This is a genomic window from Acidovorax sp. GW458-11-26-14-TSB4 (assembly GCF_059423865.1).
The window spans coordinates 1-24,831 of record NZ_JBWKYR010000042.1; the positions used below are offsets into that span (position 1 = coordinate 1).

At 68.8% G+C, this 24,831-nt stretch carries 27 protein-coding genes and 1 pseudogene; 19 read left to right on the plus strand and 9 right to left on the minus strand.

The annotated features are described in order from the left end of the window. Positions 1–259 precede the first annotated feature (259 nt). Positions 260–888: pseudogene (locus AC07X5_RS32050) on the plus strand (TolC family protein); the annotation flags it as partial. Here AC07X5_RS32050 and AC07X5_RS32055 read toward each other — a convergent pair. The 3 genes from AC07X5_RS32055 to AC07X5_RS32065 all read right to left on the minus strand — a co-directional run bounded on the left by AC07X5_RS32055 (position 815) and on the right by AC07X5_RS32065 (position 3,166). Continuing rightward, a complete protein-coding gene (locus AC07X5_RS32055; protein ID WP_494773451.1) occupies positions 815–1,375 on the minus strand; it encodes a GNAT family N-acetyltransferase in 561 nt (186 codons plus the stop codon). The pseudogene AC07X5_RS32050 and the gene AC07X5_RS32055 sit on opposite strands and share 74 nt — an antisense overlap. Positions 1,376–1,382: 7 nt before the next feature. After that, positions 1,383–2,189, minus strand: coding sequence for an alpha/beta hydrolase (locus AC07X5_RS32060; RefSeq protein WP_494773452.1), 807 nt, complete (start codon positions 2,187–2,189; stop codon positions 1,383–1,385). A gap of 89 nt (positions 2,190–2,278) precedes the next feature. Continuing rightward, complete coding sequence (locus AC07X5_RS32065) at positions 2,279–3,166, minus strand: SDR family oxidoreductase (RefSeq protein WP_494773453.1); 888 nt, start codon at positions 3,164–3,166, stop codon at positions 2,279–2,281. 129 nt (positions 3,167–3,295) lie between these two features. On the opposite strand from AC07X5_RS32065, the gene AC07X5_RS32070 reads away from it, so the two are divergent. The 13 genes from AC07X5_RS32070 (at position 3,296) to AC07X5_RS32130 (ending at position 15,167) form a co-directional block, all read left to right on the plus strand. Further along, positions 3,296–4,198, plus strand: a complete 903-nt coding sequence (locus AC07X5_RS32070) for a helix-turn-helix transcriptional regulator (RefSeq protein ID WP_494773454.1) — start codon at positions 3,296–3,298, stop codon at positions 4,196–4,198. Between the two features lie 46 nt (positions 4,199–4,244). Continuing rightward, positions 4,245–4,571 (plus strand): cupin domain-containing protein, encoded by a 327-nt coding sequence (locus tag AC07X5_RS32075; protein WP_409959532.1) that lies wholly within the window; start codon positions 4,245–4,247, stop codon positions 4,569–4,571. Positions 4,572–4,800: 229 nt separating this feature from the next. Further along, positions 4,801–4,944 carry a hypothetical protein gene (locus AC07X5_RS32080; RefSeq protein WP_494773455.1) on the plus strand — a complete coding sequence of 48 codons (144 nt, stop codon included), beginning with the start codon at positions 4,801–4,803 and terminating at the stop codon, positions 4,942–4,944. A gap of 146 nt (positions 4,945–5,090) precedes the next feature. Beyond that, on the plus strand, positions 5,091–6,050 hold the full coding sequence (locus AC07X5_RS32085; protein ID WP_494773456.1) for a helix-turn-helix transcriptional regulator: 960 nt from the start codon (positions 5,091–5,093) through the stop codon (positions 6,048–6,050). Positions 6,051–6,099: 49 nt separating this feature from the next. Next, positions 6,100–6,501: a RidA family protein gene (locus AC07X5_RS32090; RefSeq protein ID WP_494773457.1), complete on the plus strand. Its 402-nt coding sequence runs from the start codon at positions 6,100–6,102 to the stop codon at positions 6,499–6,501. Continuing rightward, complete coding sequence (locus tag AC07X5_RS32095) at positions 6,498–7,214, plus strand: DJ-1/PfpI family protein (RefSeq protein WP_494773458.1); 717 nt, start codon at positions 6,498–6,500, stop codon at positions 7,212–7,214. Before AC07X5_RS32090 ends, AC07X5_RS32095 begins: the two co-directional genes overlap by 4 nt. A gap of 112 nt (positions 7,215–7,326) precedes the next feature. Further along, positions 7,327–8,304 carry a tripartite tricarboxylate transporter substrate-binding protein gene (locus AC07X5_RS32100; protein WP_494773459.1) on the plus strand — a complete coding sequence of 326 codons (978 nt, stop codon included), beginning with the start codon at positions 7,327–7,329 and terminating at the stop codon, positions 8,302–8,304. Further along, positions 8,301–9,086: a creatininase family protein gene (locus AC07X5_RS32105; protein ID WP_494773460.1), complete on the plus strand. Its 786-nt coding sequence runs from the start codon at positions 8,301–8,303 to the stop codon at positions 9,084–9,086. Before AC07X5_RS32100 ends, AC07X5_RS32105 begins: the two co-directional genes overlap by 4 nt. A 263-nt stretch (positions 9,087–9,349) precedes the next feature. Continuing rightward, positions 9,350–10,018 (plus strand): GntR family transcriptional regulator, encoded by a 669-nt coding sequence (locus AC07X5_RS32110; RefSeq protein WP_409957416.1) that lies wholly within the window; start codon positions 9,350–9,352, stop codon positions 10,016–10,018. Between the two features lie 2 nt (positions 10,019–10,020). Further along, entirely contained in the window at positions 10,021–11,511 is a 1,491-nt protein-coding gene (locus tag AC07X5_RS32115) for a malonyl-CoA decarboxylase (RefSeq protein ID WP_494773475.1), read from the plus strand. A 222-nt stretch (positions 11,512–11,733) separates the two neighbouring features. Next, positions 11,734–12,729 (plus strand): Bug family tripartite tricarboxylate transporter substrate binding protein, encoded by a 996-nt coding sequence (locus AC07X5_RS32120; RefSeq protein WP_494773461.1) that lies wholly within the window; start codon positions 11,734–11,736, stop codon positions 12,727–12,729. Between the two features lie 21 nt (positions 12,730–12,750). Then, positions 12,751–13,560, plus strand: a complete 810-nt coding sequence (locus AC07X5_RS32125) for an enoyl-CoA hydratase/isomerase family protein (RefSeq protein ID WP_494773462.1) — start codon at positions 12,751–12,753, stop codon at positions 13,558–13,560. A gap of 44 nt (positions 13,561–13,604) precedes the next feature. Next, entirely contained in the window at positions 13,605–15,167 is a 1,563-nt protein-coding gene (locus AC07X5_RS32130) for a malonate--CoA ligase (protein ID WP_494773463.1), read from the plus strand. A gap of 229 nt (positions 15,168–15,396) precedes the next feature. On the opposite strand, the gene AC07X5_RS32135 is transcribed toward AC07X5_RS32130, so the two are convergent. After that, positions 15,397–16,305, minus strand: coding sequence for a LysR family transcriptional regulator (locus tag AC07X5_RS32135; RefSeq protein ID WP_494773464.1), 909 nt, complete (start codon positions 16,303–16,305; stop codon positions 15,397–15,399). Between the two features lie 100 nt (positions 16,306–16,405). Between AC07X5_RS32135 and AC07X5_RS32140 the strand changes: the two genes are divergently transcribed. Next, positions 16,406–17,458 carry a Kelch repeat-containing protein gene (locus tag AC07X5_RS32140; RefSeq protein ID WP_494773465.1) on the plus strand — a complete coding sequence of 351 codons (1,053 nt, stop codon included), beginning with the start codon at positions 16,406–16,408 and terminating at the stop codon, positions 17,456–17,458. A gap of 11 nt (positions 17,459–17,469) precedes the next feature. Here the strand turns inward: AC07X5_RS32140 and AC07X5_RS32145 are convergent, their stop codons facing one another. The 3 genes from AC07X5_RS32145 to AC07X5_RS32155 form a co-directional block, all read right to left on the minus strand. Beyond that, a complete protein-coding gene (locus AC07X5_RS32145) occupies positions 17,470–17,826 on the minus strand; it encodes a DUF1801 domain-containing protein (protein WP_494773466.1) in 357 nt (118 codons plus the stop codon). A 64-nt stretch (positions 17,827–17,890) separates the two neighbouring features. After that, a complete protein-coding gene (locus tag AC07X5_RS32150; RefSeq protein ID WP_494773467.1) occupies positions 17,891–18,718 on the minus strand; it encodes a hypothetical protein in 828 nt (275 codons plus the stop codon). 1 nt (position 18,719) lies between these two features. Then, complete coding sequence (locus tag AC07X5_RS32155; RefSeq protein WP_494773468.1) at positions 18,720–19,109, minus strand: hypothetical protein; 390 nt, start codon at positions 19,107–19,109, stop codon at positions 18,720–18,722. Between the two features lie 285 nt (positions 19,110–19,394). Between AC07X5_RS32155 and AC07X5_RS32160 the strand changes: the two genes are divergently transcribed. Next, positions 19,395–19,622, plus strand: a complete 228-nt coding sequence (locus AC07X5_RS32160) for a hypothetical protein (protein WP_494773469.1) — start codon at positions 19,395–19,397, stop codon at positions 19,620–19,622. Here the strand turns inward: AC07X5_RS32160 and AC07X5_RS32165 are convergent. Continuing rightward, positions 19,573–20,472: an AraC family transcriptional regulator gene (locus AC07X5_RS32165; RefSeq protein ID WP_494773470.1), complete on the minus strand. Its 900-nt coding sequence runs from the start codon at positions 20,470–20,472 to the stop codon at positions 19,573–19,575. The two genes, AC07X5_RS32160 and AC07X5_RS32165, sit on opposite strands and share 50 nt — an antisense overlap. Before the next feature lie 112 nt (positions 20,473–20,584). Between AC07X5_RS32165 and AC07X5_RS32170 the strand changes: the two genes are divergently transcribed. Both AC07X5_RS32170 and AC07X5_RS32175 read left to right on the plus strand, forming a co-directional pair. Next, positions 20,585–21,337, plus strand: a complete 753-nt coding sequence (locus AC07X5_RS32170; protein ID WP_494773471.1) for an SDR family oxidoreductase — start codon at positions 20,585–20,587, stop codon at positions 21,335–21,337. A 143-nt stretch (positions 21,338–21,480) separates the two neighbouring features. After that, on the plus strand, positions 21,481–22,185 hold the full coding sequence (locus AC07X5_RS32175) for an SDR family oxidoreductase (protein WP_494773472.1): 705 nt from the start codon (positions 21,481–21,483) through the stop codon (positions 22,183–22,185). Positions 22,186–22,192: 7 nt separating this feature from the next. On the opposite strand, the gene AC07X5_RS32180 is transcribed toward AC07X5_RS32175, so the two are convergent. Further along, complete coding sequence (locus AC07X5_RS32180) at positions 22,193–23,671, minus strand: MFS transporter (protein ID WP_494773473.1); 1,479 nt, start codon at positions 23,669–23,671, stop codon at positions 22,193–22,195. Between the two features lie 67 nt (positions 23,672–23,738). Between AC07X5_RS32180 and AC07X5_RS32185 the strand changes: the two genes are divergently transcribed. Then, positions 23,739–24,686, plus strand: coding sequence for a LysR family transcriptional regulator (locus AC07X5_RS32185; RefSeq protein WP_494773474.1), 948 nt, complete (start codon positions 23,739–23,741; stop codon positions 24,684–24,686). The last annotated feature ends 145 nt before the right edge of the window (positions 24,687–24,831 follow it).

Genomic DNA, 24,831 nt, shown 5'->3' on the forward strand with positions numbered 1-24,831 from the left:
GTCGCCTTTCTTTGGGGTACCTTTCTTTGGCGACGCAAAGAAAGGTACCTCGGCCGCCGGGCCGAGACCCGGCCTCCGCCTTCAACAAAGGCATGCAGCCAAACAAGCACTGAACAGCCCGGGCGCACATCCCCGCTCCCGCACTCCAACAAAGAACAGAAGCAACCACACGGAGTCATGCCGCGAAACGCTGCCCGGTGCTCGCGCAGATGAACAGATTTGAACGCAGCGCCTCAGGTGGAGCTTGGGTTCAGCAGGCGGGGCCGCCACGGCGCTGGACCACCAGGAGGCGCTGGGCCTGGCCGAGCAGGCGCGTGCCGAGCTGGAACGCAACCAGCGCGAGCTGCAGCAGGCCGCCAATGCCTTGCGCCTGCTGGCGGGCAGCGCCTCGGTCGACCTGGGCCTGTCTTCGGCAGCGCAGGCTGCGCCCGTGCTGGTGCAGGACATCGCTGCGGGTGCGCCCTCGGACCCGCTGGCCCGCCGGCCCGCCGGCCCGATATCGTGGCCGCCGAGCACCAGTTGCGCGCACGCCATGCCGACATCGGTGCGGCGCGGGCGGCGTTCTTTCCGCATCACGCTCACGGGGCTGGTGGGCAGCTCCAGCAATGAATTGTCGAACCTGTTCCGCGCAGGGCAGGGCGCCTGGTCTTTTGCACCACAGATCACGTTGCCGATCTTCGACGGCGGGCGCAACCGCGCCGGGCTGGAACTGGCCGAGGTGCGCAGGACCTGGAGGCACAGCGCTCGGCCTATGCCAGCCAACTGCCGTACATAGAGACCAGCACCCAGCGGCAGATCGCGCTGGCCGGGCTGTTCAGGGCGCTGGGTGGGGGCTGGTCGCCAGCGGCGCCTGGGGTACAGCCAGGCGCTCCATCGCCTCGCGGTTGAGCCGGTAGCTCAGGCGGCTGGAGACCCGTCGGGCACCCATGCCTTCGTAGAAGGCGATGCCCTGGGCGTTGGAGTCCATCACGTTCCAGTCCATGCGGCCGCAGCCCTGGGCGGCTGCGTAGCCTGCCACCCAGGCCATCAACGCCCGGCCGATGCCTTGGCCCCGCGACCTTTCGCTCACGAACAGTTCCTTGACCATGCACTGCCTGCGGTGCCCGGGCGCCGGATCCACCAGCGAATCGAGCAGCACGATGGCTGCCAGGCCCAGCGCGGTTCCTGCCGCATCGCTGGCCACCACCAGCCGCGACGGTGCGCCGGGTGCCAGCAGATGGTCGCGCAGGTGGGCGTGCACTGCCTCGCGCGGTGCGGTGGAGATGCCTTCATCTGCATAGTAGGCGTTCAGCTCGCAGAGCAGGTCGGTCAGCGCAGTGCTAGCTTCCCCTGCCAGGGCGATCCGCACGCCGGTGGGCAGGCGTTGCACGGTCATGCCGCCATCACGGAAAGAAGCGCTTGAGCGCATCCTCGAAAGCAGGCAGGTCGGCGCCCACATGGCTGGCGTTGTAGTCTGCATTCACCAGGGTGAATCCTGGATTGTTCTGCGCGCGCATCTGCTCGTACAGGGGCTTGATGATGCCTACGTTGTTGGCACCCGTGCCCGCGCCGGTCAGGAACAGGGTGGCGGGCAGGGGCTTGCCGTCGAGCTGCCTTTCGTAGGCGAGCAAGGCAGCCGTGCTGCCATGGCCGCCGTAGCTGGCTTCGGTCGAGAGGTAGTGCGAGAAGCTCAGCGCACCGGCCTGGCCTTCAAGCACCAGGGCCGCTATCACGAAGTAGCCGCCATGCGACAGGCCCGAGAGCGCCCGGCGCTTGGGGTCGGCGCGGTACTGGCGTTCGATCACCGGCGCGAGCTCCTTGGTGATGAAGTTCAGGTAGCGCGTAGCGCCGGGCAGCAGGAAGTCCGTGCCACGCGTGACCGTGCCGCCGATGCCGACCAGAATGGCCTGGGTTCCCCGGGTCTGCATGGCTTGCTTGAAGGTGTCGAAGCGCGTGGGCGTGGTGCCCGAGCCGTACAGCGCGTCCCCCTCGGTCGCGTAGATGACCGGCAGCGCCGCGGTGCCCGTGGCGTACGACTGGGGCACGTATACCTGGATGGCGTACGTGGCGCCGTTCGACTCCGACTTGATTGTGGAGCTGAAGACCTGCCCGACCGGCTCGGGCGGGGGCTCGCTGGACGATCCGCCGCCGCCGCAGGCGGCAAGGGCGGTGGCCGCGCCCAGCGCGAGCAGCGCGGTGCGGCGGTCCATGGGGACGGGTGTGCGCGTTCTTCCTGGCATTCGTCAACTCCTCGTGTTGGGCCATTGTAGGGAGGGTTGCCTGAATGAATGCCGGAGTTTTAGAACTGCGCGCGGTCGAGGTCCGCGATCAGCGTGGCCTCCACCGGCCGCCAACCCAGCCGCTGCTGCGTGAGCGCGCTGGAGGCCGGGCTGTCCATGCCTGCAAAGCGGGCCAGCCAGCCGAAATGCTGCTGTGCGCTGGTGGCCGGCACCGACAGCACGGGCAGGTCCAGTCCGCGGCCGATGGACTCGGCAATCGCCTTCAAGGCCACCCCCTGCTCGCCCACCGCGTGGTAACGCGCGCCACGCACGCCTTGCTCCAGCACCAGCCGGTACAGGCAGGCGGCATCGAGCACATGCACGGCGGGCCAGCGGTTGGCGCCTTCATCAAGATAGGCCACCGTGCCCTTTTCGCGCGCCAGCGCGATCAGGTAGGTGATGAGTCCCTGCTTGAACGGGTCGTGCACCTGCGGCAGGCGCACCACGCAGGCATGCACGCCCTGCTGCGCCAGCGCGGCTGCGGCCTCTTCCGAGGCGCTGCGCGGCACGCCCGCGCTGCTGGGCACGGGCGCGTCTTCCTCGGTGCCCACGCCGCCCTGGTTGCCCAGCAGCGTCATGCCGGTGGTGACGAGCAAGGGCCTGTCGCTGCCCCTGAGCTCCGCGCCCATGGCGGCGATGACCTGCCGGTCGGCTTCGCAGTTGGCGGCATAGGTGGAAAAGTCGTGGTTGAAGGCCGTGTGGATCACGCCGTCGGCATGGGCGATGCCACGGCGCAGGCTGGTGAGGTCGTCGAGGGAGCCGCGGTGCGCTTCGGCGCCCACGGCGGCCAGCCGCTCGGCGCCTTCGTCCGTGCGGGCCAGGCCCAGGACGCTGTGGCCGGCATCAATCAGCTCGTTGACTACGGCCGTGCCGACAAAGCCGGTCGCGCCGGTTACGAATACTCGCATGGTGGTGTCCTCTTCTGTGTAAAAACGTAAACACGTTCTGAAAGGAGGGCAGTGTCGCCACCGGCCTTATCCGGGTAAAGTAGTGTTCTTATACGGGTATAAGCGATAACAGGAAGAAAGCCGCCTCTCATGCCAGACACCAAGGACAACGCGCTGGGCGACTACCTGCGCGACCGCCGCACCCGGCTCGACCCCGCTGCGCTGGGCTTTCCGCTCGCGCGCCGGCGCACTCCCGGACTGCGCCGCGAAGAGGTGGCCCAGCGCGCCCATGTGAGTGCCACCTGGTACACCTGGCTGGAACAGGGCCGGGGCGGCGCGCCCTCGGCCGAGGTGCTGGCGCGCATCGCCCATGCCCTGATGCTCACCGAAGCCGAGCGCGAATACATCTTCCTGCTGGCCCTGGGCCGCCCGCCCGAGGTGCGCTTTCAGGACACCGAGGGCGTGACCCCCCGGCTGCAGCGTGTGCTCGATTCGCTGGAGACCAGCCCTGCGTACGTGAAGACCTCGAGCTGGGACGTGGTCGCCTGGAACCACGCATCCACCCACGTGCTGACCGACTACGGCGCGCTGCCACCCGGGCAGCGCAACATCCTGCGCGTGGTCTTCGGCAGCACCTCGCTGCGCCGCAAGATGCCCAACTGGGAGCGCGACTCGCGCTTCATCGTCGGCGCCTTCCGTGCCGACGTGGCGCGGGCCGGTGCCGCCGCGCGCGTGCAGCCCATGGTGGACGAATTGTGCGAACTCGACCCCGAATTCCGCGCGCTGTGGCGCGGCAACGATGTGCGGAGCAGCTACGGCGAGCACCCCAAGCATGTGGTGCACCCCGTGGCCGGCCGCATCGACCTGGAGTATTCGGCCTTCGCCGTCGATGGCCGTACCGACCTGGGCATGGTGGTCTACACCCCCGCCACGCCGCGCGACCTGGCGCGGGTGAAGGCACTGATCGCAGCAGGGGACGGCGACAAGGCGGTGGCTGCGGCTACCGCCACGGCACCGCGGCGGCCACGCGTCCGCCGGACCTCGCCTGCCTAGAATTCTGTCATCCAGCCAGCCCCGGACACCCGCAGGAGATAGCCCGATGAGCGACACCCCACCCACTCCCTCCACCTTGCCAGCCATGCAGCTCAGCTTCGAGCAGTTCGAGGCCCGATCGCTGGCCGATGGCTTCGATGAGGTGCTGGTGCGCGAATGGGCGCCCGGTGCGGTGGTCCCGGAGCACCGCCACGACTTCGGCGTGAGCGCCATCGTGGTGCAGGGCGAGATGTGGCTCACCTGCGCAGGGCAGGAGCGCCACCTTGTGCCCGGCGATACCTTCGCGCTGTACCGCAACGAGCCGCATGCGGAGCGGTATGGGGTGCAGGGGGCGACGTATTGGGTGGCGCGGCGCAACGCGGGGGATTGTTGAGGGGGCTGGAACCTTGGGCCACGCTCAGCGTGGATCTTCCCGCCCCACCGGGGAAGGCCCGGCGTAGCGCGGCAGCAGGCAGCGCAGGCCGACGCCGCGCCCGCCCAGTCCTTCGCCAAGCCCAGGGTGCCGCCCATGCGCTGGACCACGCGGTGCACGATGGCCAGGCCCGGGCCGGTGCCAGGGATGCGGTAGAAGCGTTCCCAGACCTGCGCACGGTGCGCAACTGGTGCTGCAGGTGCAGGACGATGGCCGGGGCATTGCGCCCGAGCGCATCGAGCTCGACGGTAGCGGCAATACCGTGTACGTACCCAAAGGCTCGAAGGTACCGGTCACGCGCCAAGGCAACAACAACGATGTGATCGAACGCTGAGAACGGTGCAGGGCGCGCACCGCGCAGAGTTGCCGAAAACCGGCCTTGGACACCGCATGCCGGCTGCGCAGATGCCTGGTGCTGCCTAGAATGCCTTCGATCACCAGGGCGGGCGCCGTGCCTGCCCCGGCACCGCGGGAGTGTCCATGCAGCATCGCACCTACCAGAGCAGTTCCTTGGCGGAGGGCGCGCAGATCCTCAATCGCGAGTGGTCGCGCCACCGCGTGACCGTGCCCCAGGGGCACGAGATGCGCCTGCAGTTCTCGATCCGCTCGCTCACGCCCGATGTCTCGCTGAGTGCGCTGGCCTATGGCGCGCAGGCCATGGTGCAGCCCGAGGAACGGGCCGACGTGCTGCTGCTGCAGATGCCGCGCAGGGGCGCGGGCCGGGTGTCGTACCCGCGCAGCAACACGCCCATGGACCCGGACCACTACGCGCTGATCGACGTGCAGCGCGTGGGCCAGGTCTACTGCAGCGCCGAGCTGGAGATGCTGGTGCTGCGCATCGCCATGCCGCGCCTGCTGGCCCACCTCGAAGAGGCGCTGGGCCACCGGCCCGAATGCGGGCTGCAGTTCGATCCCACCATGGCCCGCGGATCGCCCGCCTGGGCCGCCTGGGAGCCGGTGGCCGCAGCACTCGACGTGATGCAGCGCAGCACCCTCGTGGATTTTCCGGCGCCCGCGGTCGAGGCCATGGAGCGCATGGCGCTGTCCACGCTGCTCATGGCCCAGCCGCACAACTTCCGTGAGGCGCTGGCGCGGCCAACGCGTGCCATTGCGCCGCGCCACGTGCGCCGGGCCGAGGAGTTCATCCACGCGCACCTGCGCCACCCACTGACCACGGGGCAGATCGCCCGCCATGCCGGTGTGAGCGTGCGTGCGCTGTTCGACGGCTTTCGCCGTTTTCGCCAGACCACGCCGGCCGCCTATGCGCGCGAGGCGCGGCTGTCCGCCGTGCGGCACGACCTGCTGCGGGGCGCCGATGGCGTGGCCGATGTGGCCCAGCGCTGGGGCTTCACCCACCCGGGCCACCTGGCGGCGCAGTACCGGCGCCAGTTCGGCGAAACCCCGGCCGAAACGCAGCGGCTGAATTCCCGCTGCGGCTGAAGCTGCCATCCGCCTTGCTTTCTCCCTCTCGACCTCTTTGGCTTTTTCCATGACCACCACCATCCAATACCTTGCGCCTGGCGGGCGCTTTGCCACGCCACCCCTGTCCGCAGCCACGCGCATGGGCAGTCTGCTCTTCGTCTCCGGCACCCCGGGCTACCACGACGACGGCAGCATCGACGAAGGTGATTTCGGCAAGCAGTTCGACCAGGCCCTGGTGGTGTTGCGCGAGGTGCTGGCGCGCGGCGGCAGTTCACTGGCATCGCTGCTCAAGGTGAATGTGCTGCTCACCCGCGCCAGCGATGTGGCCGAGATGAACCTGCGCTATGCCGCGGCCCTGGGCGCAGGGCCCTACCCGGCGCGCACCACCTCGGTGGTGCTCGCGCTGCCCGATCCGCGCATGCTGCTGGAGATCGAGTGCGTGGCCGTGGTCGAAGGAGCGCAGCCATGAGCGCCGCAGCCTTCCAGATCGGCATGGTGGTCTTTCCGGGCATGACCAGCCTGGATTTCGCGGGCCCGCTCGACGTGTTCGCGCGCCTGCCCGATACCCAGGTGCATGTGCTGGCCAAGGACCTGGCGCCGGTGGTCACCGACATCGGCTTTCGCGAGCTGCCCAGCCTGCGCATGGCCGATGCGCCCGCGCTGGACCTGCTGTTCATCGGCGGCGGGCCGGGCGTCAATGCGCTGATGGAGGACGACGAAACCCTGTCCTTCTTCGCCGAGCGGGCGCCGCGGGCCCGCTACGTCACCTCGGTGTGCACGGGGGCCCTGGTGCTGGGGGCGGCGGGCCTGCTGCGGGGCTACCGCGCGGCCACGCACTGGGCGGCCATGGAGGTGCTGCGGCACTTCGAGGCCATCCCCGTGGACCAGCGCGTGGTGGTGGACCGCAACCGCATCACCGGTGGCGGGGTGACGGCGGGCATCGACTTCGGCCTCACGGTGGCGGCCGAACTGCAAGGCGCCGGGCTGGCCCAGGCCATGCAGTTGGGCATGGAGTACGCGCCAGAGCCGCCGTTCAGCACCGGCTCGCCCGCCACGGCACCAGCGGACCTGGTGGCGCGTGTGCGCGGGCGCCTGTCCGCATCGACCGCCGCGCGCATGGCGGCGGCCGAGCGCGTGGCCCGGCGCAATGGCTGGACGGCCACGCCACCTGTGGCACGCTGAACGGCAAAGTACCCTGCCGGAATCCGGCCTGCGTTGCCGCATCGTGCCATCGCAGGCTGGCGGGCTGCCTAAGCTCCCGTCCATGGTTGTCCATGCTGTCAAGGAGCTTTTTATGCCAGTGTTTCGTCGGGTGGTGGGATGGTTGCGCACGGCCATTGCGGTCTGTGCCATGGTGGGGGCCGGGGCTGCGCTGGCCCAGGAATACAAGGGGCCGATCACCCTGGTGGTGGGGTACCCGGCCGGGGGCACGGCCGACATCGGCGCGCGCATCCTGGCCGAGAAGCTGCCCGCGCTGCTGGGCCAGCCGGTCATCGTGGAAAACCGGGCCGGCGCGGGCGGGCAGATCGCGGCGCGCTATGTCAAGAGCGCGCCGGCCAACGGCTCGGTGCTGTTCTTCACCAACGGCCACACGGTGGTGACGGTGCCCCAGATCCTCAAGGCGCCGGGCTTCGACACCCGGGCCGACCTGCGCCCCGTGAGCCCGTTCGCCGGCTTCGAGCTGGCCCTGGCCGTGCATCCCCAGGCCCAGGCGCGCAGCATGAAGGAGCTCTTGGCCTACCTGGCGCGCACGCCGGGGGCGCGCAACGTGGCGGTGCCGGCACCCGGCAGCGCGCCGGAATTCGTCGTCAACCGCCTGGCCCAGCTGGCCAAGGCCGACATCCAGGCCGTGGCCTACAAGGGCACGGCGCCTGCCGTGCAGGACCTGCTGGGTGGCCAGGTCCCCGCCGCCGTGCTGCCGGTGGGCGATGTGCTGCAGCACACCCAGGCCGGCCGGCTGGCCGTGGTGGCCGTGACCCAGTCCACGCCGCGGCTGCCCGGGGTGCCCTCGTTTGCCGACCTGGGCTACGCGGAACTGGGGGCCTCGGACTTCCTGGCCGTGTATGCCCCCGCGGGCATGGCCGATGCGCAGGTGGAGCGGATCAACGCGGCCGTCCAGCGCGTACTGGCCATGCCCGAGGTGGCCGAGCGCCTGTTGTCGTATGCGCTGCAGCCGCAGAAGGGATCGGCCGCCGACCTGGCCCGGCGCTACGAGGCCTCGCGCGCCACCATCGCGCAGCTCATCAAGGCCGTGGCCTACCAGCCGCAATGAGCGCGCTGCACAACCCGGTGCCTGCGCCGACACAGTGGGCCCAACTGCGCACCGATGCGTTCGACCGCGAGCGCGCCGCCTCCACCGTGGTCATCGTGCCCATCGGCTCCACGGAGCAGCACGGCCCCCATCTGCCGGTGGAGGTGGACAGCCTGCTCGTGACCGCGGTGGCAGAGCGCGCCGCCGCGCTGGCGGCGGCCGAGGTGCCCACGCTGGTGCTGCCCACGCTGTGGGTGTCGCTGGCTGAGCACCACATGGACCATGCTGGCAGCCTGACGCTGGACTTCGACACCCTGCTGGCCTTCCTGCGCTGCATCGTGCGCTCGCTGCAGCGCCAGGGCTACCGGCGCATCCTGCTGCTCAACGGCCATGGCGGCAACATTGCCGCCTTGAATCTGGTCGTGGACCTGCTGACCTGCGAACTGGCGGTGCCCGTGGCCACCGCCACCTACTGGGTGGTGGCCGCAGAGGCCTTTGCCAGCATCCTGGAAGGCCAGCCCAACCTGCTGCATGCGTGCGAGGCGGAGACCTCCATGGTGATGCACCTGCGCCCGGACCTGGTGGACACCGCCGCCGCGCGCAGCGTGCAGGCGCCCGCCACCGGATTCACCCTGACAGGCGGCATCTACCGCTGGCGCGGCATGCTGCATTGGTCGTGCAGCGGTGTCGTGGGGGCGCCGCAGCTCGCCACGCCGGAAAAAGGCGCACGCTTGCTGGCCGCTGCGGCCAGCATATTGGCAGAGCAGCTGGTTGGTGGTTTGGTCTGGGCAGAGGCGGATTGATGCCCATCAGTCGCGCGGCCTGCCAGTCTCGCCCTGGCCCTCCATGGAGCCCCTTGGCTGTTGCTCTGCCGCCTCATTCCTGCCCATTTTCCCCTGCCTTACCAAAAATCACGTTTTCCCCCTTGTCATTTTCCATAATTATGAGAAATTACACCCATGCGAGAGCAAAGCCTGCGTTTGCCATCATTTGAAGGCACGTTGGCGGCAAAAGCTGGTTTCCCGGGGTAGGGGCTGGCGGCTGATCGCCCGGAGTTCACCTGCACATGCGCCTGGTATCCAATTCCCTGCACGACGAAGTCGCCTCTCGGCTGCGGGAGGAGATCTTTGCCGGAACGCTGGCGCCAGGCAGCTTCCTGGACGAGGTGGCGCTGTGCGAGCGGCTGGAGATTTCGCGCACGCCGCTGCGCGAGGCGCTCAAGGTGCTGGTGGCCGAAGGGCTGCTGCGCCACGAGCCGCGCCGCGGTTGCTTCGTGGCCGAGGTCACGGCCAAGGACCTGGACGAGATCTTTCCCGTGATCGCACTGCTCGAAGGCCGTGCCGCGCACGAGGCCACCAGCCGCGCCAGTGCGGCCGACGTGGCGGCGCTGGAGGTGCTGCACCAGCGCCTGCAGGCGCATGCCGCGGCCGGCCGCATCCCCGAATACTACGCCGCCAACCACGCCATCCACGAGGCCTTCATCACCCTGGCCGACAACCGCTGGCTGGCCCAGGTGATCGGCGACCTGCGCAAGATCCTGCGCCTGGCGCGCCTGCAGCAGTTGCATGCGCCCGGCCGCCTGCAGCAGAGCCTGGCCGAGCACCTGGCGGTGTTTGCCGCCCTGAAGGCCCAGGACTGCGATGCCGCAGAGGAGGCCATGCGCACCCATCTGCTGCGCCAGCGCGAGGCCCTGCGCGACGTGGCCCGAACACAGCAATCGAGGTTGACACGATGAACATGAACACCGCCCCCGAATGGATTGCCCGCAGTGTGTCGCGCCTGCGTTCCACGGCCCCTGTGGCAGACAAGCCTGCCGGCGACGCCAAGCCCGCGCGCGCTGCGGCCGACAAAACCAACGTGACCGACGTCGTGGCCAAGGTGGCCGCGCCGCGCTCCACCAACGAGCGCCTGGCCGCCACGCTGCGCCGCGGGCAGGAGGCCCTGTCGCCGCGCGCCCTGCGCCGGCTGCTGGCGGACCTGCAGGAGGTGGTGGCGCCGCAGGTGAGCGAGATTGAAGGCGGGCGCCGTGCCCAGGGCGTGGCCGATTGGTATGCCACGGCCGAGCCCGAGGAGCGTCGCGACATGTGGCTGCTGCTGTGCGAGCAGTTCGCACCCGACGCCACGCGCTTCAAGTCGGCGCGCCAGCGCTATGAGGCGGCTGCCGGCACGGCCGAGGAAGGCCAGGCCGAGATCAGCCTGCGCCGCGCCCTGGTGTCGCCGCGCACGCGGCTGCTGCAGCGCTTTGCGGTGTTCCCCGAAGGCATGCGCTTTCTGGTGGACATGCGCGCCGAGCTGCTGCCCCTGCTCAAGGCCGACAAGCGCCTGCTGGCGCTCGATGCCGAACTGGAGCATCTGTTCACCACCTGGTTCGACGTGGCTTTCCTGGAGCTGCGCCGCCTGTCGTGGGACTCGCCGGCTTCGCTGATCGAAAAACTCATCAAGTACGAGGCGGTGCACGACATCCGCAGCTGGGCCGATGTGAAGAACCGGCTGGACAGCGACCGCCGCTGCTATGGCTTCTTCCACCCGCGCCTGCCCAACGAGCCGCTGATCTTCGTGGAGGTGGCGCTGGTGGACCATATCTCGGCCAGCATCACTCCGCTGCTCGACGAGGCGGCCGCGCCGGCCGACCTGGCGCGCGCCACCACGGCGATCTTCTATTCCATCAGCAACACGCAGAACGGGCTGCGCGGCGTGAGCTTTGGCGATTCGCTGATCAAGCATGTGGTCGAGACGCTGAACGCGGAATTCCCGCGCCTGCGCACCTTTGCCACGCTCTCGCCCATCCCCGGTTTTCGCAGCTGGCTGGGCAAGCACGCCGCTGCCATGCTGGAAAAGCTGGACGACAAGCGCCGCGCCGAGCTGGGCCGCGCCGTGGGCTTCGAGCCGCCACAGGCCGCGCACCTGCTCACCGCGCTGGAAAAGCCACTGGACCTGGAGCCCCGCTCGCCCGTGCGGCAGATGCTGCTCGAATGCGCGGCGCACTACCTGGCGCGCGAGTTGGCCGAGGGCAAGCCCGTGGACCCGGTGGCCCGCTTCCACCTGGGCAACGGCGCGCGCGTGGAGCGGCTGAACTGGGGCGGCGATCCCTCCACCAAGGGCCTCAAGCAGTCGTACGGTCTGATGGTCAACTACCTGTATGACTTGAAGCGCATCGACAAGCACCGCGGCCTGTTGGCGCAAGGCAAGATACCCGCGTCGGGGGACATCGAAAGCCTTTGCCGCTGAGCACGGTCGGAGTCGGCGCGCATGGCCGGTTCGGGTTGAATTTTTCTGGAAGGATGTGGGAGTTGCGGGCGTGTCGGAGGCCTGTGCGCGGCAAGGGATAACCCCTGTCGCGGATATGCACGCAGACACAATCCGTGCAGTGAGCCGGCGCTACGATGCGCCTCTTGTTTGTGTTGGTAAGTGGTTTCATTTCATTTCTATTTTTATAAGACAGGAGACAAGATGAAAGACAACGACCTGCAGCGCCGCGACGTGCTGCGCGGTGCCGCCGCTGCGGCAGCCGCTCTGGCCTGTGGCAGCAGCTGGGCCCAGGCCTCGGCATGGCCGAGCAAGCCGGTGACCCTGGTGGTGCCGTTCCCGGCAGGCGGGGGCACCGATGCCTTTGCCCGCCCCATGTCGGCACAGTTCTCCAAGACCACGGGCAAGACCCTCGTCATCGACAACCGGGGCGGTGCCGGCGGTACCGTGGGCGCCAGCTTCGCGGCCAAGGGCGCGCCCGATGGCTACACCCTGTTCATGGGTGCGGTGCACCACGCCATCGCCCCATCGATGTACCCCAAGCTCGACTACGACATCGAGAAGGACTTCATCCCCCTGGCCCTGATGGCCAACGTGCCGCAGGTGGTGGTGGTCAACCCCAAGGCCGTGCCGGTGGCCAACTTCCAGCAGTTCCTCGATTTCGTCAAGCGCAACCCCGCCAAGCTCAACTACGGTTCGGCCGGCGCCGGCACCTCGCACCACTTGGCGGGCGAGCTGTTCAAGCAGCAGACCAGTACCTTCATCACCCACATCCCCTACCGCGGCGCAGGCCCGGCCCTGCAGGATCTGATCGCGGGCAACGTGGACATGATGTTCGACGGCCTGGGCTCGTCGGCCGCACACATCAAGGGTGGCCGCATCAAGGCGCTGATGGTCTCGGGCAGCAAGCGCAACCCGGCCTTCCCCGATGTGCCCTGCGCCGCCGAAGTGGGCCTGCCCGACTACACCGTGACCACCTGGTACGGCCTGTGGGCGCCCAAGGGCACGCCGGCCGACATCCAGGCGCGCATTGTCGAGGAGGTCAAGCGCATCGGCACGGCCGACGAGATCAAGACCATCTGGGCCAGCAACGGTGCCGAGTACGGCACGCTGACGCAGCAGCAGTTCGGCGCCATGGTGAGCAGCGAGGTCAAGCGCTGGGCCGCCGTGGTCAAGGCGTCCGGCGCCAAGCTCGACTGACGGCGAACGTAGAAAGGCGACATGCAGGCAGCATCAGTACCCGCAAGGGCCGAGGTGGTCGTGGCGCGCGCCCCCGGGGCGGCCGGCGAAGCCGGCGTGGTGCAGGTCACGCTGCGCCACACGGGCCGGCTCAATGCCATGTCGCGTGCCATGTGGCAGCAGCTGCGCGCGGTGTTCAAGGACATCCAGCGCAGCCACGACGCGCGCTGCGTGCTGATCGAGGGCGATGGCACGGCTTTCTGCGCCGGCGGCGATATCTCGGAGTACCCGGCCTTCCGCTTCGATGCGGCGGCGCTGCGTGAATTCCACGAGGGCGATGTCTGGGGCGGGCTGTCGGCGATGCTCGACTGCGACGTGCCCATCGTGGCACACATCGCTGGCGCCTGCATGGGCGCGGGCGTGGAGATCGCCAGCTGCTGCGATGTGCGTGTGGCCCATGCAGGGGCGCGCTTCGGCGCGCCCATCGCGCGCCTGGGATTTCCCATGGCGCCGCGCGAGGCACAGCTCGTGGCCGGTGCCGTGGGCGAGGTCACCGCACGCCAGATGCTGCTGGAGGCCGCGACCTTCAGCGCGGATGAGATGTTCACGCGCGGCTTTCTGAGCCGCGTGGTGGCTGGCAGCGCCGAGGAAGCCCGTGCCGAAGCCCTGGCCAGCGCCTGCCGCATCGCCGCACTGGCACCCGGCGCGGCGCGCCTGAACAAGCAGACGCTGCGCGCGCTCAAGAGCGTGTCGCCTGCAGAGAACGCTCCCGACCCCTATGCCTACGCGGACAGCGCCGAGCACCGCGAGGGCATCACCGCCTTCCTCCAAAAACGCCCCCCGGCGTTTTGAATGAACCGCCGCTTTGCTTTGTTGCACACACGGATGACCGCACCATGAGTTCCACCTCTCAGCAAAATCTGTTCAGCGCCCTGCGCGCTGCCTTCCCCGCCGATCTGGCCAGCACGGCCGTGGAGACATCCACCGCCGATGGCCGGCCGCTGCTCTATTCATGGAGCGACCTGGACCGCGCCAGCGCGCGCATGGCCAACCTGCTGGCCTCGCTCAAGCTGCCCGAGGGCAGCCGCGTGGCCGTGCAGGTCGAGAAATCGGTCGAAGCGCTGTTGCTGTACCTGGCCACCCTGCGCGCGGGCTATGTGTTCCTGCCGCTCAACACGGCCTACCAGAGCGCCGAGATCGAGTACTTCATCGGCAATGCCGAGCCCGCCGTGGTGGTCTGTACGCCCGGCAACTTCGGCTGGGTGAGCAAGATTGCCTTCACCCAGGGCACGCAGCATGTCTTCACCCTGGGCGACGACCGCACGGGCAGCCTGCTCGAACGCGCCGCGCACCATGGCGACGAGCACATGCCCGTGCAGCGCAAGGCCGACGATCTGGCCGCCATCCTCTACACCAGTGGCACCACGGGCCGCAGCAAGGGCGCCATGCTCACGCACGGCAACCTGCTGTCGAACGCCGAGGTGCTCAAGGACTACTGGGGCTGGAAAACTGGCGATGTGCTCATCCACGCACTGCCCATCTTCCACGTGCACGGCCTGTTCGTGGCCATCCACGGCGCGCTGATCAACGGCAGCAAGATGATCTGGTTCAGCAAGTTCGACCCCAAGGCCGTGCTCGCCGCCATGCCGCGCGCCACGGTCTTCATGGGCGTGCCCACGCTCTATGTGCGCCTGCTGGGCGAGGCCGGCCTGACCAAGGAGACAGCGAAGAACATGCGCCTGTTCGTCGCGGGCTCCGCGCCCCTGTTGATCGAGACCTTCAACGAATGGCAGCAGCGCACGGGCCACACCATCCTGGAGCGCTACGGCATGAGCGAGACCATCATGCTCACCTCCAACCCCTATGCGGCCGACCAGCGCCACGCCGGCCAGACCGAGCGGCGCGGCGCCACCGTGGGCTTCCCGCTGCCGGGCGTGGGCCTGCGCGTGGTGGACGATGCGAACAAGCCGCTGCCCGTGGGCGAGATCGGCAACATACAGGTGCGGGGCCCCAATGTGTTCAAGGGCTACTGGCGCATGCCCGAGAAGACGGCCGAGGAGTTCACTGCGGACGGCTGGTTCAAGACCGGCGACGTGGGCAAGGTGGACGAGCGCGATTACGTGAGCATCGTGGGCCGCAGCAAGGACCTGATCATCAGCGGCGGCTACAACGTCTACCCGGCCGAGATCGAGGGCTACATCAACGACATGCCCGGCGTGGCCGAAAGCGCCCTGGTGGGCGTGCCCCACCCGGACTTCGGCGAGGTGGGCGTGGCCGTGGTCATCGCCAAGCCCGGCGCCAAGCTTGACGGCGAGGCCATCGTGGCATCGCTCAAGTCGCAGCTGGCCAACTTCAAGATCCCCAAGCGCTGTTTCGTGGCCGACGAACTGCCGCGCAACACCATGGGCAAGGTGCAGAAGAACCTGCTGCGCGATCAGCACAAGGGGCTGTTCGCCTAAGAAGGTGTGAAAGAGCCCGCCATGCCCGCTCATCCCGCCAAAACACGCGCGCTCGTCGTTGCAAATGCTCGCCATAGCCCGAGCTATGGCTGTGCTTTGCGCCTAGATCGCACGCGTTGTGGCGGCCTGCTCGGACACGCCGGGCCCATTCACACCTTCTGAGCGCTTAGGGCGATGTTGCTTGGCACGATGATCGAGAGAGGCCCTCCTTTGTGGATGGAGCGTTCGATCATGGTGTCACCAGCTCCACGGGGTGCTGCCGCGCAAAGTCGATGAAGCTGCGCAGCGGCACGGGCACGTAGCGCTGCTGCGGGTAGTACAGGTAGGGCACGCCCAGGCCGGGTGCCCAGTCGGCCAGCACGCGCTCCAGCCGGCCGGAGGCCTCGTCGGCCTGCACATAGCTTTCGTGCACATAGGCCAGGCCCGCGCCGTGCAGCGCGGCGTTCAGGGCGATGTGCGCATCGTTCACCGTGAGCGGGCCGCGCGGCACCACGCTGGCGCTTTCGCCATCGCGCGCGAAGTGCCAGGTGAACAGCGTGCCGCCCGGAAAGCGCCGCCGTATGCAGCGGTGGGTGGTCAGGTCGTGCGGCGTGGCGGGCCGCCCATGGGCGGCGAAGTACGCCGGCGAGCCCACCACCGCATAGCGCTGCGGCGGGCCGATGGGTACGGCCACCGCGTCCTGCGCCAGGTCGTCGGCAAAGCGCACGCCCGCATCGAAGCCGCCTTTGACGATGTCGGTCATGGCCGCATCGGCGCTGATATCCACCCCGATGTCCGGATACGCCTGCTGGAAGCGCGCCACCAGCGGCGCCAGCACGAAGTGCGCAATGGGGCCGGGTGCATTCAGGCGCAGCGTGCCGAAGGGCATGTCGCGGTAGCGGTTGAGCCGATCCACCGCGTCGGCGATCTGCGCCAGGGCCGGTTCCAAATGGGCGAACAGCTCCTTGCCCGCATCGCTGGGTGCCACGCTGCGCGTGGTGCGCTTGAGCAGCACCACGCCCAGTTGCGCCTCCAGCCGGCGCAGGTTCTGGCTCAGCAGCGAGGGCGTCACGCCCCGCTCCAGCGCCGCACGGCGAAAGCTGCCGTGCCGGGCCACGGCGGCGAAGACGTCGAGGTCAGCCAGGGGAATGCGGTCCATTGCGTAGCCCGGGTTCATTGTTTGTGAATGATTATGGGGCTATCGCTTGATGGTGGGCACTTTTACAGTCGCGCCAACGATTCAACGAGGAGCCCTGAGCATGCCGATTTTTGCCCGATTGCCACTGCGCGCCGCCCATGCCGCAGTCCTTGCCGGCCTGCTGGCGCTGCCATCCCTGGGATGGACCCAGGGCACACCCTCAGCCACCTGGACCACCGCAGCCCCGGCCGGCGTGGCGCGCCAGGAGCTGTACCCCGAGGTGCTGAACGGCAAGATCTACGTGGCGGGTGGCCTGCTCAGCCCCAACACCGGCTACTCGGCCCATTTCGAAGCGTACGACCCGGCCACCGACGCATGGACGCGCTTGGCCACGCTGCCGCAGGCGCGCCACCACATGACGCTTACGGCCCTCGGCGGCCAGCTCTATGGTGTGGGCGGCTTCACAGGCGGGTTCCCGGTCTGGCAGGCGCAGCCCAGCATGTTCATCTACGACCCCGTGCGCAACGCCTGGCGCGCGGGCACCGACCTGGCCACGCCGCGTGCCGAGGGCATTGCCGCCGCGGTGGATGGCAAGCTTTTCCTCATCGGTGGACGCGTGCGGGCCACGCCCACGGCCAGCCACTTCGATGACCATGTGGACAGCACGCTCAACGAGGTGTTCGACCCCGTGCGCGCCCAGTGGTCGGCGCGCGCACCTGCGCCCACGGCGCGCAACAGTGCGGCCTTCGGCGTCATCGGCGGCAAGGTCTATGTGGTCGGCGGGCGCCAGTACGGCAAGAACCCCGATGGCACGGCGCGCCAGGTGAACGTGCCCACGCTGGAGGTCTACGACCCCGCCACCGACACCTGGGCCACGCGCGCCGCCATGCCCCAGGCCCAGGGCGGCCTGGCCGCCACGGTGGCCGATGGCAGGCTCTACGTCTTCGGTGGCGAGCAGTGGGTGCCCGAGCAGAAGGTGTTCGCCGACAGCTGGGTGTATGACCCCGCCACCGACCGCTGGTCTGCCCTGCCGCCGCTGCCCACGCCACGCCATGGCCTGGGTGCGGCCACCCTCGGCAACCGCATCCATGTGTTCGGCGGCGGCCTGCGCACGGGCGGCAATGCGGCCACGGCCGTGCACGAGGTGCTGGTGGTGAACGCCGGCAAGCCCTGAAGTTCAATGGCTCATGCCGCGGCCTGGAATGCGTGCTTCAGGTACTCGGCCACATGCTTTGCCGCCAAGTCCTGCACCGTGGCCAGCTTGATGTGGCGGCGCCCTTTGCCTGCGCCCTCCAGCACCCCATGCCGGTCGGGCAGCGCGGCGCCTTCGCTGAACTCCAGCGAGATGTGCTTGGTGTACGAGAAGATGCCGCAGAAGGGCCTCGCGGCACTGAACAGGATGCCGCCGTACTTCACTTCCTCGGTCACGGATGCACCGAGTGCCAGCACCGCTTCACGCAGGGTCTGGACCAGGGTGTAGCGGTCTGCATCGTGGGCGCGAATGTCTTCGAGCAACTGGGCAACGCGGGCGGTGGTGGGCATGGTGTCGGCGAAGGCAGTGGTGGATGGTGTCGCACATCCTGCCACGGCCTGCTGCCTGGTTGTGTCAGCAGGCGCCCCGGGCCCAGCCGGTCAGCGTCTGCTGCAGCACCAGGACCAGCATCGACAGCGCCGCCAGTGCAATGCCCTCCAGGTTCAGGCGCAGCACGAAGCCGGGCCTGTGCATGCGGGTCGATACCGTGTGCAACAGGCGGCCCCAGCCCAGGAAGGGCACGATGAACAGCCCCAGGTAGGCCATGGCCTTCCAGCCCTGCAGCTGGTAGCCCACGTGGGTTGCCTTGTCGCAATGGGTGATTGCGCCAGTGTTCGCCCATTCGCTGTAAAAGCCGATCACCAGTGCGGCCAGCAGAAAGGCCAGGGGCACGGTGAGCACCATCCAGAGCAGCACCCACTGGCCGTCGTGCGGGTTCCATGAGGCCTCGTCCTTTTCGGCCTCCGTCAGGCTGCCCGGGGGACGCGGTGGATGGCCCTTGCGGCCCCGGTTGCGTACCAGGCCATCGGCCGCATCGGCCGCCATGTCCAGCCAGCGCGGCCAGTCGCGCACGCGGGGGCTGTGGCCAAAGCTTGCCAGGTACAGGCAGCGCTCGTCCACGCTGAACTGGCGGTGCGGGGCGATGTGGCTTGCGGGCAGGTACCAGTCCGCCGATGGTTCCGGCAACCGCAGGACGAACACGGTGGTGGTGTCGATCTTCGATGAACTGTCGCTGAACATGCCCACCGGGCTGTGCTGCAGCTCGATGGCCATCCATTCGTAGCCGCGGTGGCTGCTGCGCACGATCCACAGCGGCCGCGGGTCGTCCAGCTTCACGCGGTCCCACAGCGGGTTGTCGAACGATGCGAGCAGGCCTGGTGGCGGGGATTCCTTGGCGGCCATGTCAGAGCTTCTCCAGATCGTTGGCGTCCTGTTCCTCACGCCGGGTCTGTACGAAAGCGATGGCACCGACACCGATGGTGAACGCCAGGTTCCAGGGTGTAGGCACGCCAAAAACGGCCAGCCCCAATCCGACCAGACCTAGCGTGATGGCAGCGCGCGCTGCGCCCGGGGTGTGCTTGAACACCACCACGAGGATGGAGCCTGCGATGACCACGGCGATCGGCCAGCCCAGGATGCTGAGCAGCATGAGGATGAACGTCTCCTGCCCCGTCGCCTTGCTTGCGATGCGGCTCCAGCCCCAGTGGACCCATTGCGACCCCACGACGTAGGCAAGGGTGGTCCAGAGGTAGGAAAGCGGGGCAGAGCGGTCCGGGTGAATCATGTGGGGCATTTGCGGGCGGCAGTCGTTGGCGGGTGTCGTCGGGGCTGGTCAGCGTGCTGCACGGTGGCAGCAAGCGGGAGCATCGGTGATTTTCTGCGCACATGCGGGGTTTTCATGCGCGCGGGTCGTGGGCCGCTACCTGGAGTAGCGTGCAGCGATACGACGCGGCTTTGCGCCGAGAAGCGGCGAAGGCGGCGTCCACACAGCCACTGTGCGGGCGCTGGAAACGGTGCCATGTCACTAGTTCTGGGGACAGACAGGATCGTCGGGGCCCCACAGCATGCCTGCATTGCCATGAATGCATTCCAGATCCTGCGGCGCATGCTGCCCCGCCTGCAACGACACCTCCTGGCGCTTTCAGGCGACGCGAGGCGGTTCTTGCTGCTCCTGCTGCTGTGCGCGCTGGCCATGGCGGTTTCGATGCTCGCCGGGCCCGTGGGCGCACTGCAGGACAGCGCAGCGCCGCACAGCCTCAGCCCGCCCGCGCATACCGTCCTGGCGCCTGCCCCACATGCCGGCTGAACGCGGTGCTGAACGTGCTGGCCGAACCATAGCCCACGCGATCGGCCACCTCGGCAATCGCCAGGCCCTGATCGCGCAGCAGGCCCTTGGCCAGCGCCATGCGCCAGGCCAGCAGGTACTCCATGGGCGGCATGCCCACGGCGCGGGCAAAGCGTTCGTAGAAGGCCGAGCGCGAGAGCGCCGCCGTGTTCGCCAGTTGCGCCATGGTCCAGGGGCGTGAGGGGCTGGCGTGCATGTGGCGCATGGCTTCGCCGATGCGCGCATCGGCCAGGCCGCGCAGGAGGCCAGGGGGCGCGTCCTCGCCCGATGAGGTCGAGCGCAGGGACTCGATCAGCAGCAGCTCCACCAGGCGCGACAGCACCAGGTCGCGGCCCGGGCGGTCCGCCGCCGATTCTTGGCTGACCAATTGCACCAGCGCCTGCAGGTGCTCGACGCCGCGCACGTGCATCAGGGCCGGCAGCAGCGAAACCAGCAGGGCCGCATCGGGCGAGCCGAACACGAAGTAGCCACCCAGCAGGCGCACGTCGGGCGGGCCGTCCTGCTCGCCATGGCGCACCTCGGTGGTGGGGGCGGGCGCCGTCTGCGGGTCGATGTAGCGGGGTGCTGCTGGTTCGGCCCCGGACATGGTGAACCCCGGCGTGGCCGGCAGCAGCACGAAGTCACCGGCCGCCAGGGCGATGGCGTCCTGCCCATCCACCGCCAGCTGGCAGCGGCCCTCCAGCACCGCGCAGAAGCTCGGGTGCCCGAAATCGGCATAGCGCACGGCCCAGCGGCCGGCGCCGTTGATGCCCTTGGAGAACACGGTGCGCGGTTGCAGGAGGGCAATGACTTCGGCGAGGGGATCGTTCATGGCTGGACGATTGCAAACAAAAACAGGATTTTTGATTGTGGATGGTCCGGCCATTGATCCCTATCGTTGAGGCCTTGTCAACCCCACTCTTCGTTTCTTCAAGGAAATCACCATGACCACCAAGACTGTTCTCATCACCGGCTGCTCTTCGGGCTACGGCCTGGAAACCGCGCGCCACTTCCATGCCCAGGGCTGGAACGTGATCGCCACCATGCGCAGCCCGCGCACCGACCTGCTGCCCACAGGCGGGCGCATGCGCGTGCTGCCGCTCGATGTGACCCGCGCCGAGAGCATTGCCGCCGTGCTGGCCGAGGCCGGGCCCATCGACGTGCTGGTGAACAACGCCGGCATCGGCCTGCTCGGCGCCTTCGAGGCCACGCCCATGGCGACCACGCGCGAGCTGTTCGAGACCAACACCTTCGGCGTGATGGCCATGGCGCAGGCCGTGCTGCCGCAGATGCGTGCGCGCCGCGCGGGCACCCTCATCAACGTCACCTCCAGCGCCACCCTGGCGCCCATGCCGCTGGTGGCGGTGTACACCGCGAGCAAGACGGCCATCGAGGGCTTCACGGCCTCGCTGGCCCACGAGCTGGATGCCTTCAACGTGCGTGTGAAGCTGGTGCAGCCGGGCTATGCGCCGTCCACTCGCTTCACGGCCAATGGCAGCGAGCGCATGCAGGGCCTGATCCCCGAGGCCTACGCACCCTATGCGCAGAGCGTGTTCGCATCCTTCGCGCAGATCGGTGCCGTGACCACCGAGGCGGACGTGGCCGAGGCCGTGTGGGGCGCCGCCACGCAGCCGGGAGCGCAACTGCGCTTTCCCGCCGGGGCGGATGCCGTGGCGCTGGCGCAGGCGTCGCACTGAGCGAAGCTTGTGCATGCCCCGAAGGCGGGGCGCAAACGGGTCTTTCACGGTGTAGGCAATCTGCAGGCAAATGCCCAGGCGGCTACACCCTGCGGCGTACCACGGGTGCTATTCTTTGATCCAAGATTCTCAGGAGCATCCGTATGACAGAAGAAAAAGTCGCCCTCATCACCGCCGGCGGCAGCGGCATGGGCGCGGCCGCCGCGCGCAAGCTGGCGGCCGATGGCTACCGCGTGGGCATCCTGTCCTCGTCGGGCAAGGGCGAGGCACTGGCTGCCGAACTGGGCGGCCTGGGCGTGACCGGCTCCAACCAGTCGGTGGACGACCTCGCCCGGCTGGTGGACCAGGCCGTGGCCCGCTGGGGCCGGGTGGACGTGCTGGTCAACAGCGCCGGCCATGGCCCGCGCGCCCCGGTGCTGGACCTGACGGACGAGCAGTGGCACTCCGGCATGGACGTGTACCTGCTCAACGTGGTCCGCCCCACGCGCCTGGTCGTGCCGCACATGCAGAAGCAGGGCGGGGGCAGCATCATCAACATCTCCACTGCCTGGGCCTTCGAGCCGAGCGCGATGTTCCCGACCTCGGCCGTGTTCCGCGCCGGGCTGGCGGCCTTCACCAAGCTGTTCACCGACAGTTACGCCAAGGACAACATCCGCATGAACAATGTGCTGCCGGGCTGGATCGACAGCCTGCCCGAGACCGAGGCGCGGCGCGAGACCGTGCCCCTGGGGCGCTATGGCAAGAGCAGCGAAATCGCGGCGACCATCGCCTTCCTGGCGTCGGAGGGCGGGGCTTACATCGCCGGCCAGAACCTGCGCGTCGATGGCGGCCTGATGCGCTCCGTCTGACCCCCAGTCAGGTCGCCGCTGCGCGGACTCCTGCGGCGGCACCGGTGGCCGCCTGCCCGGGCTGTTCCATCACCATCGGCGCATCCGGCAGCCAGCGGCATGCCGCCACGCCCAGCAGGCCTACCGCCGCAGCGCAGACCCACACTGCCTGCAGCGCATGCGGGCCGGCCTCGGCGACGGCAGCAGGGTGACCAGCCACCAGCGTGTGCATCACCTCGGCAAACAGCGTGGTCAGCAGGGCCACGCCCACCGCGCCGCCCAGGCTGCGCAGCATCACCGGCACCGCCGTGGCAATGCCCATGAGCTGTGGGGGCGATGCGCGCTGCGACACCATGGTGATGATGGGAAACAGCACGCCGATGCCCAGGCCCAGCGGCAGCAGGCAGGCCGACAGCACCAGCGGCTGGGTGGGCGCCCACTGCATGCCTGCGGCCAGTGCAGCAAAGCCCAGTACCACGAAGGCGCTTGCCAGCATGCCCATGTTGCGGGCCGGAACGCGGGCCCGCAGCAGGCGCCCGCTGGCAATGGCGGCAGCCGTCACCCCGGCCATCAGCGGCAGCAGGTGCCAGGCGGCCGTGGTGGGCGCCAGGTGCAGGGCCGTCTGCAGGTAGGCCGGCATGAAGACCACGGCCGCATACAGCGCCACCCCGGTCACCAGGCCGATGGTGGAGGCCGCCGCATAAACCGGCTGGCCAAACAGCGACAGCGGCACCAGCGGGTGCGCAGCCCGGCGCTGGCGCAGCACAAAGGCAGCGGCGCACAGCACGCAGGCCGTGCCCAGCACGGCGGCAGACAGCCAGGCAGGCAGGTGCAGGCGCTCGTGCTGCGTCATCAACAGCGCGCTGCACAGCGCGCCGGTAAGCAGCAGCGCGCCCAGGTGGTCGATGGGCGTGCGCGGACCGGTGGCCTGGTGCGGCAGGGTCCGGGCAAGCACGGCAAAGGCCAGCAAGGCCAGGGGCACGTTCAGGCCAAAGGCCCAGTGCCACGACAGGTGCTCGGTGAGCCAGCCGCCCGTGAGCGGGCCGAACATGGTGGCCACGCCATACACCGCGCCCAGCAGCGACTGGTAGCGCCCGCGCTCCTGCAGCGGGAACAGGGAGGCTACGGTCAGCATGGTCAGCGTCATCAGCCCGCCGCCGCCTGCGCCTTGCAGCGCGCGCGCCAGCACCAGCTGCAGCATGCTCTGGCTGAGCGCGCAGGCCAGCGAGCCAGCGAGGAACAGGCCGATGGACAGCAGCAGCATGGGCTTGCGACCGTACACATCGGCCAGGCGGCCGTACAGCGCAATCACTACCGTGGCCGCGAGCAGGTAGGCCGAGAAGGTCCAGGCCGGCGGCAGCGCGCCTGGCAGGTCGCGTGCGATGGAGGGAAGGGCGGTGGACAGAATGGTCTGGTCCAGCGCGGCCAGCACCAGCATGAGCATCAGCGCGGCCATGGTGAGCGCGATGCTGCGGCGTGTGGGGGATGGTGTCGTCGAGGTCGTCATGGCCGGCAGTGTCCCGGCTGGTGATGGTTGTGTACAGTGCAATGATCTGAACATACAGTTGCACCGTATGAAAACCTACGACCTCAACCTGCTGGTCGCGCTCGATGCCTTGCTGGCCACCGGCAGCGTGACGGCGGCGGCCGAGCGCGTGCACCTGTCTACCCCCGCCATGAGCCATGCGCTGGCGCGCATCCGCGAGGTGTTCGGCGACGCCATCCTGGTGCGCGCGGGCCGCCAGCTGGTGCCCACGCCGCGCGCCCTGGCGCTGGCCGAACCCGTGCGCCAGCTGCTGGCGCAGGCCCGGGCGCTGCAGTCGCCGGGTGAGGGGCCGGGTGGCCTGACGCAGGTGCGCCGGCATTTCGTAGTGCGCGCGCCCGAGGGCATGGCGGTGGTCTACGGCGCTGCGCTGTCGCAGGCGCTTGCGCAGGAGATGCCGTTGGCCAGCCTGCAGTTTCTGGCGGAGAGCCACAGCGACCCCGCGGCCTTGCGCGAGGGCCGGGTGGACCTGGACGTGGGCGTGTTCCGCAGCCGCGATCCCGAGGTGGAGTGGCAGGCGTTGTCGCAGCAGCCACTGGTGGGTGCTGCGCGGGCCGGCCATCCCTTGCTCGCCAAGCCCCTGACCCCGGCGCGCCTGGCCGCTGTGCGCCATGTGGGCGTGACCTTGCGGCCTGGGGAGCCGAGCACGCTGGACGATGCGCTGGCTGCTTTGGGGTTGGAGCGCATGGTGGCCTTGCGCGTGCCCAGTGCTTTTGCGGCCTTGATCGCTGCGGCGCGCTCGGACCTGGTGGCCTGTGTGCCGGAGCGGGTGGCGCGGGGGATGTCGGCCTCGCTCAGGCTGGAGGTGTTTGCCTTGCCGCTGGCCTTGCAGAGCGATACGACGCGGATGGCTTGGCATCCGCGGTACAGCGCGGATGCGGCGCACCGGTGGTTGAGGGAGTGTTTGTTGAAGGTGTTGGAGGATCCGTTGATCAAGGGGCCGGATGTGAAGCCTCCTTCTCGTCGTCGGAGGCCGTAGGGTTTTTTGTTTCGTTGTTTCGTTGTTTCGTTGTTTCGTTGGTTGTGGTTGCTGCATGCCCTTGCTGCGGGCGGGAGCCGGGATGTGCGCCCGGCGGCGCAGTAACTTTCTCTTGGGCCGCCAAGAGAAAGTCACCAAAGAGAAG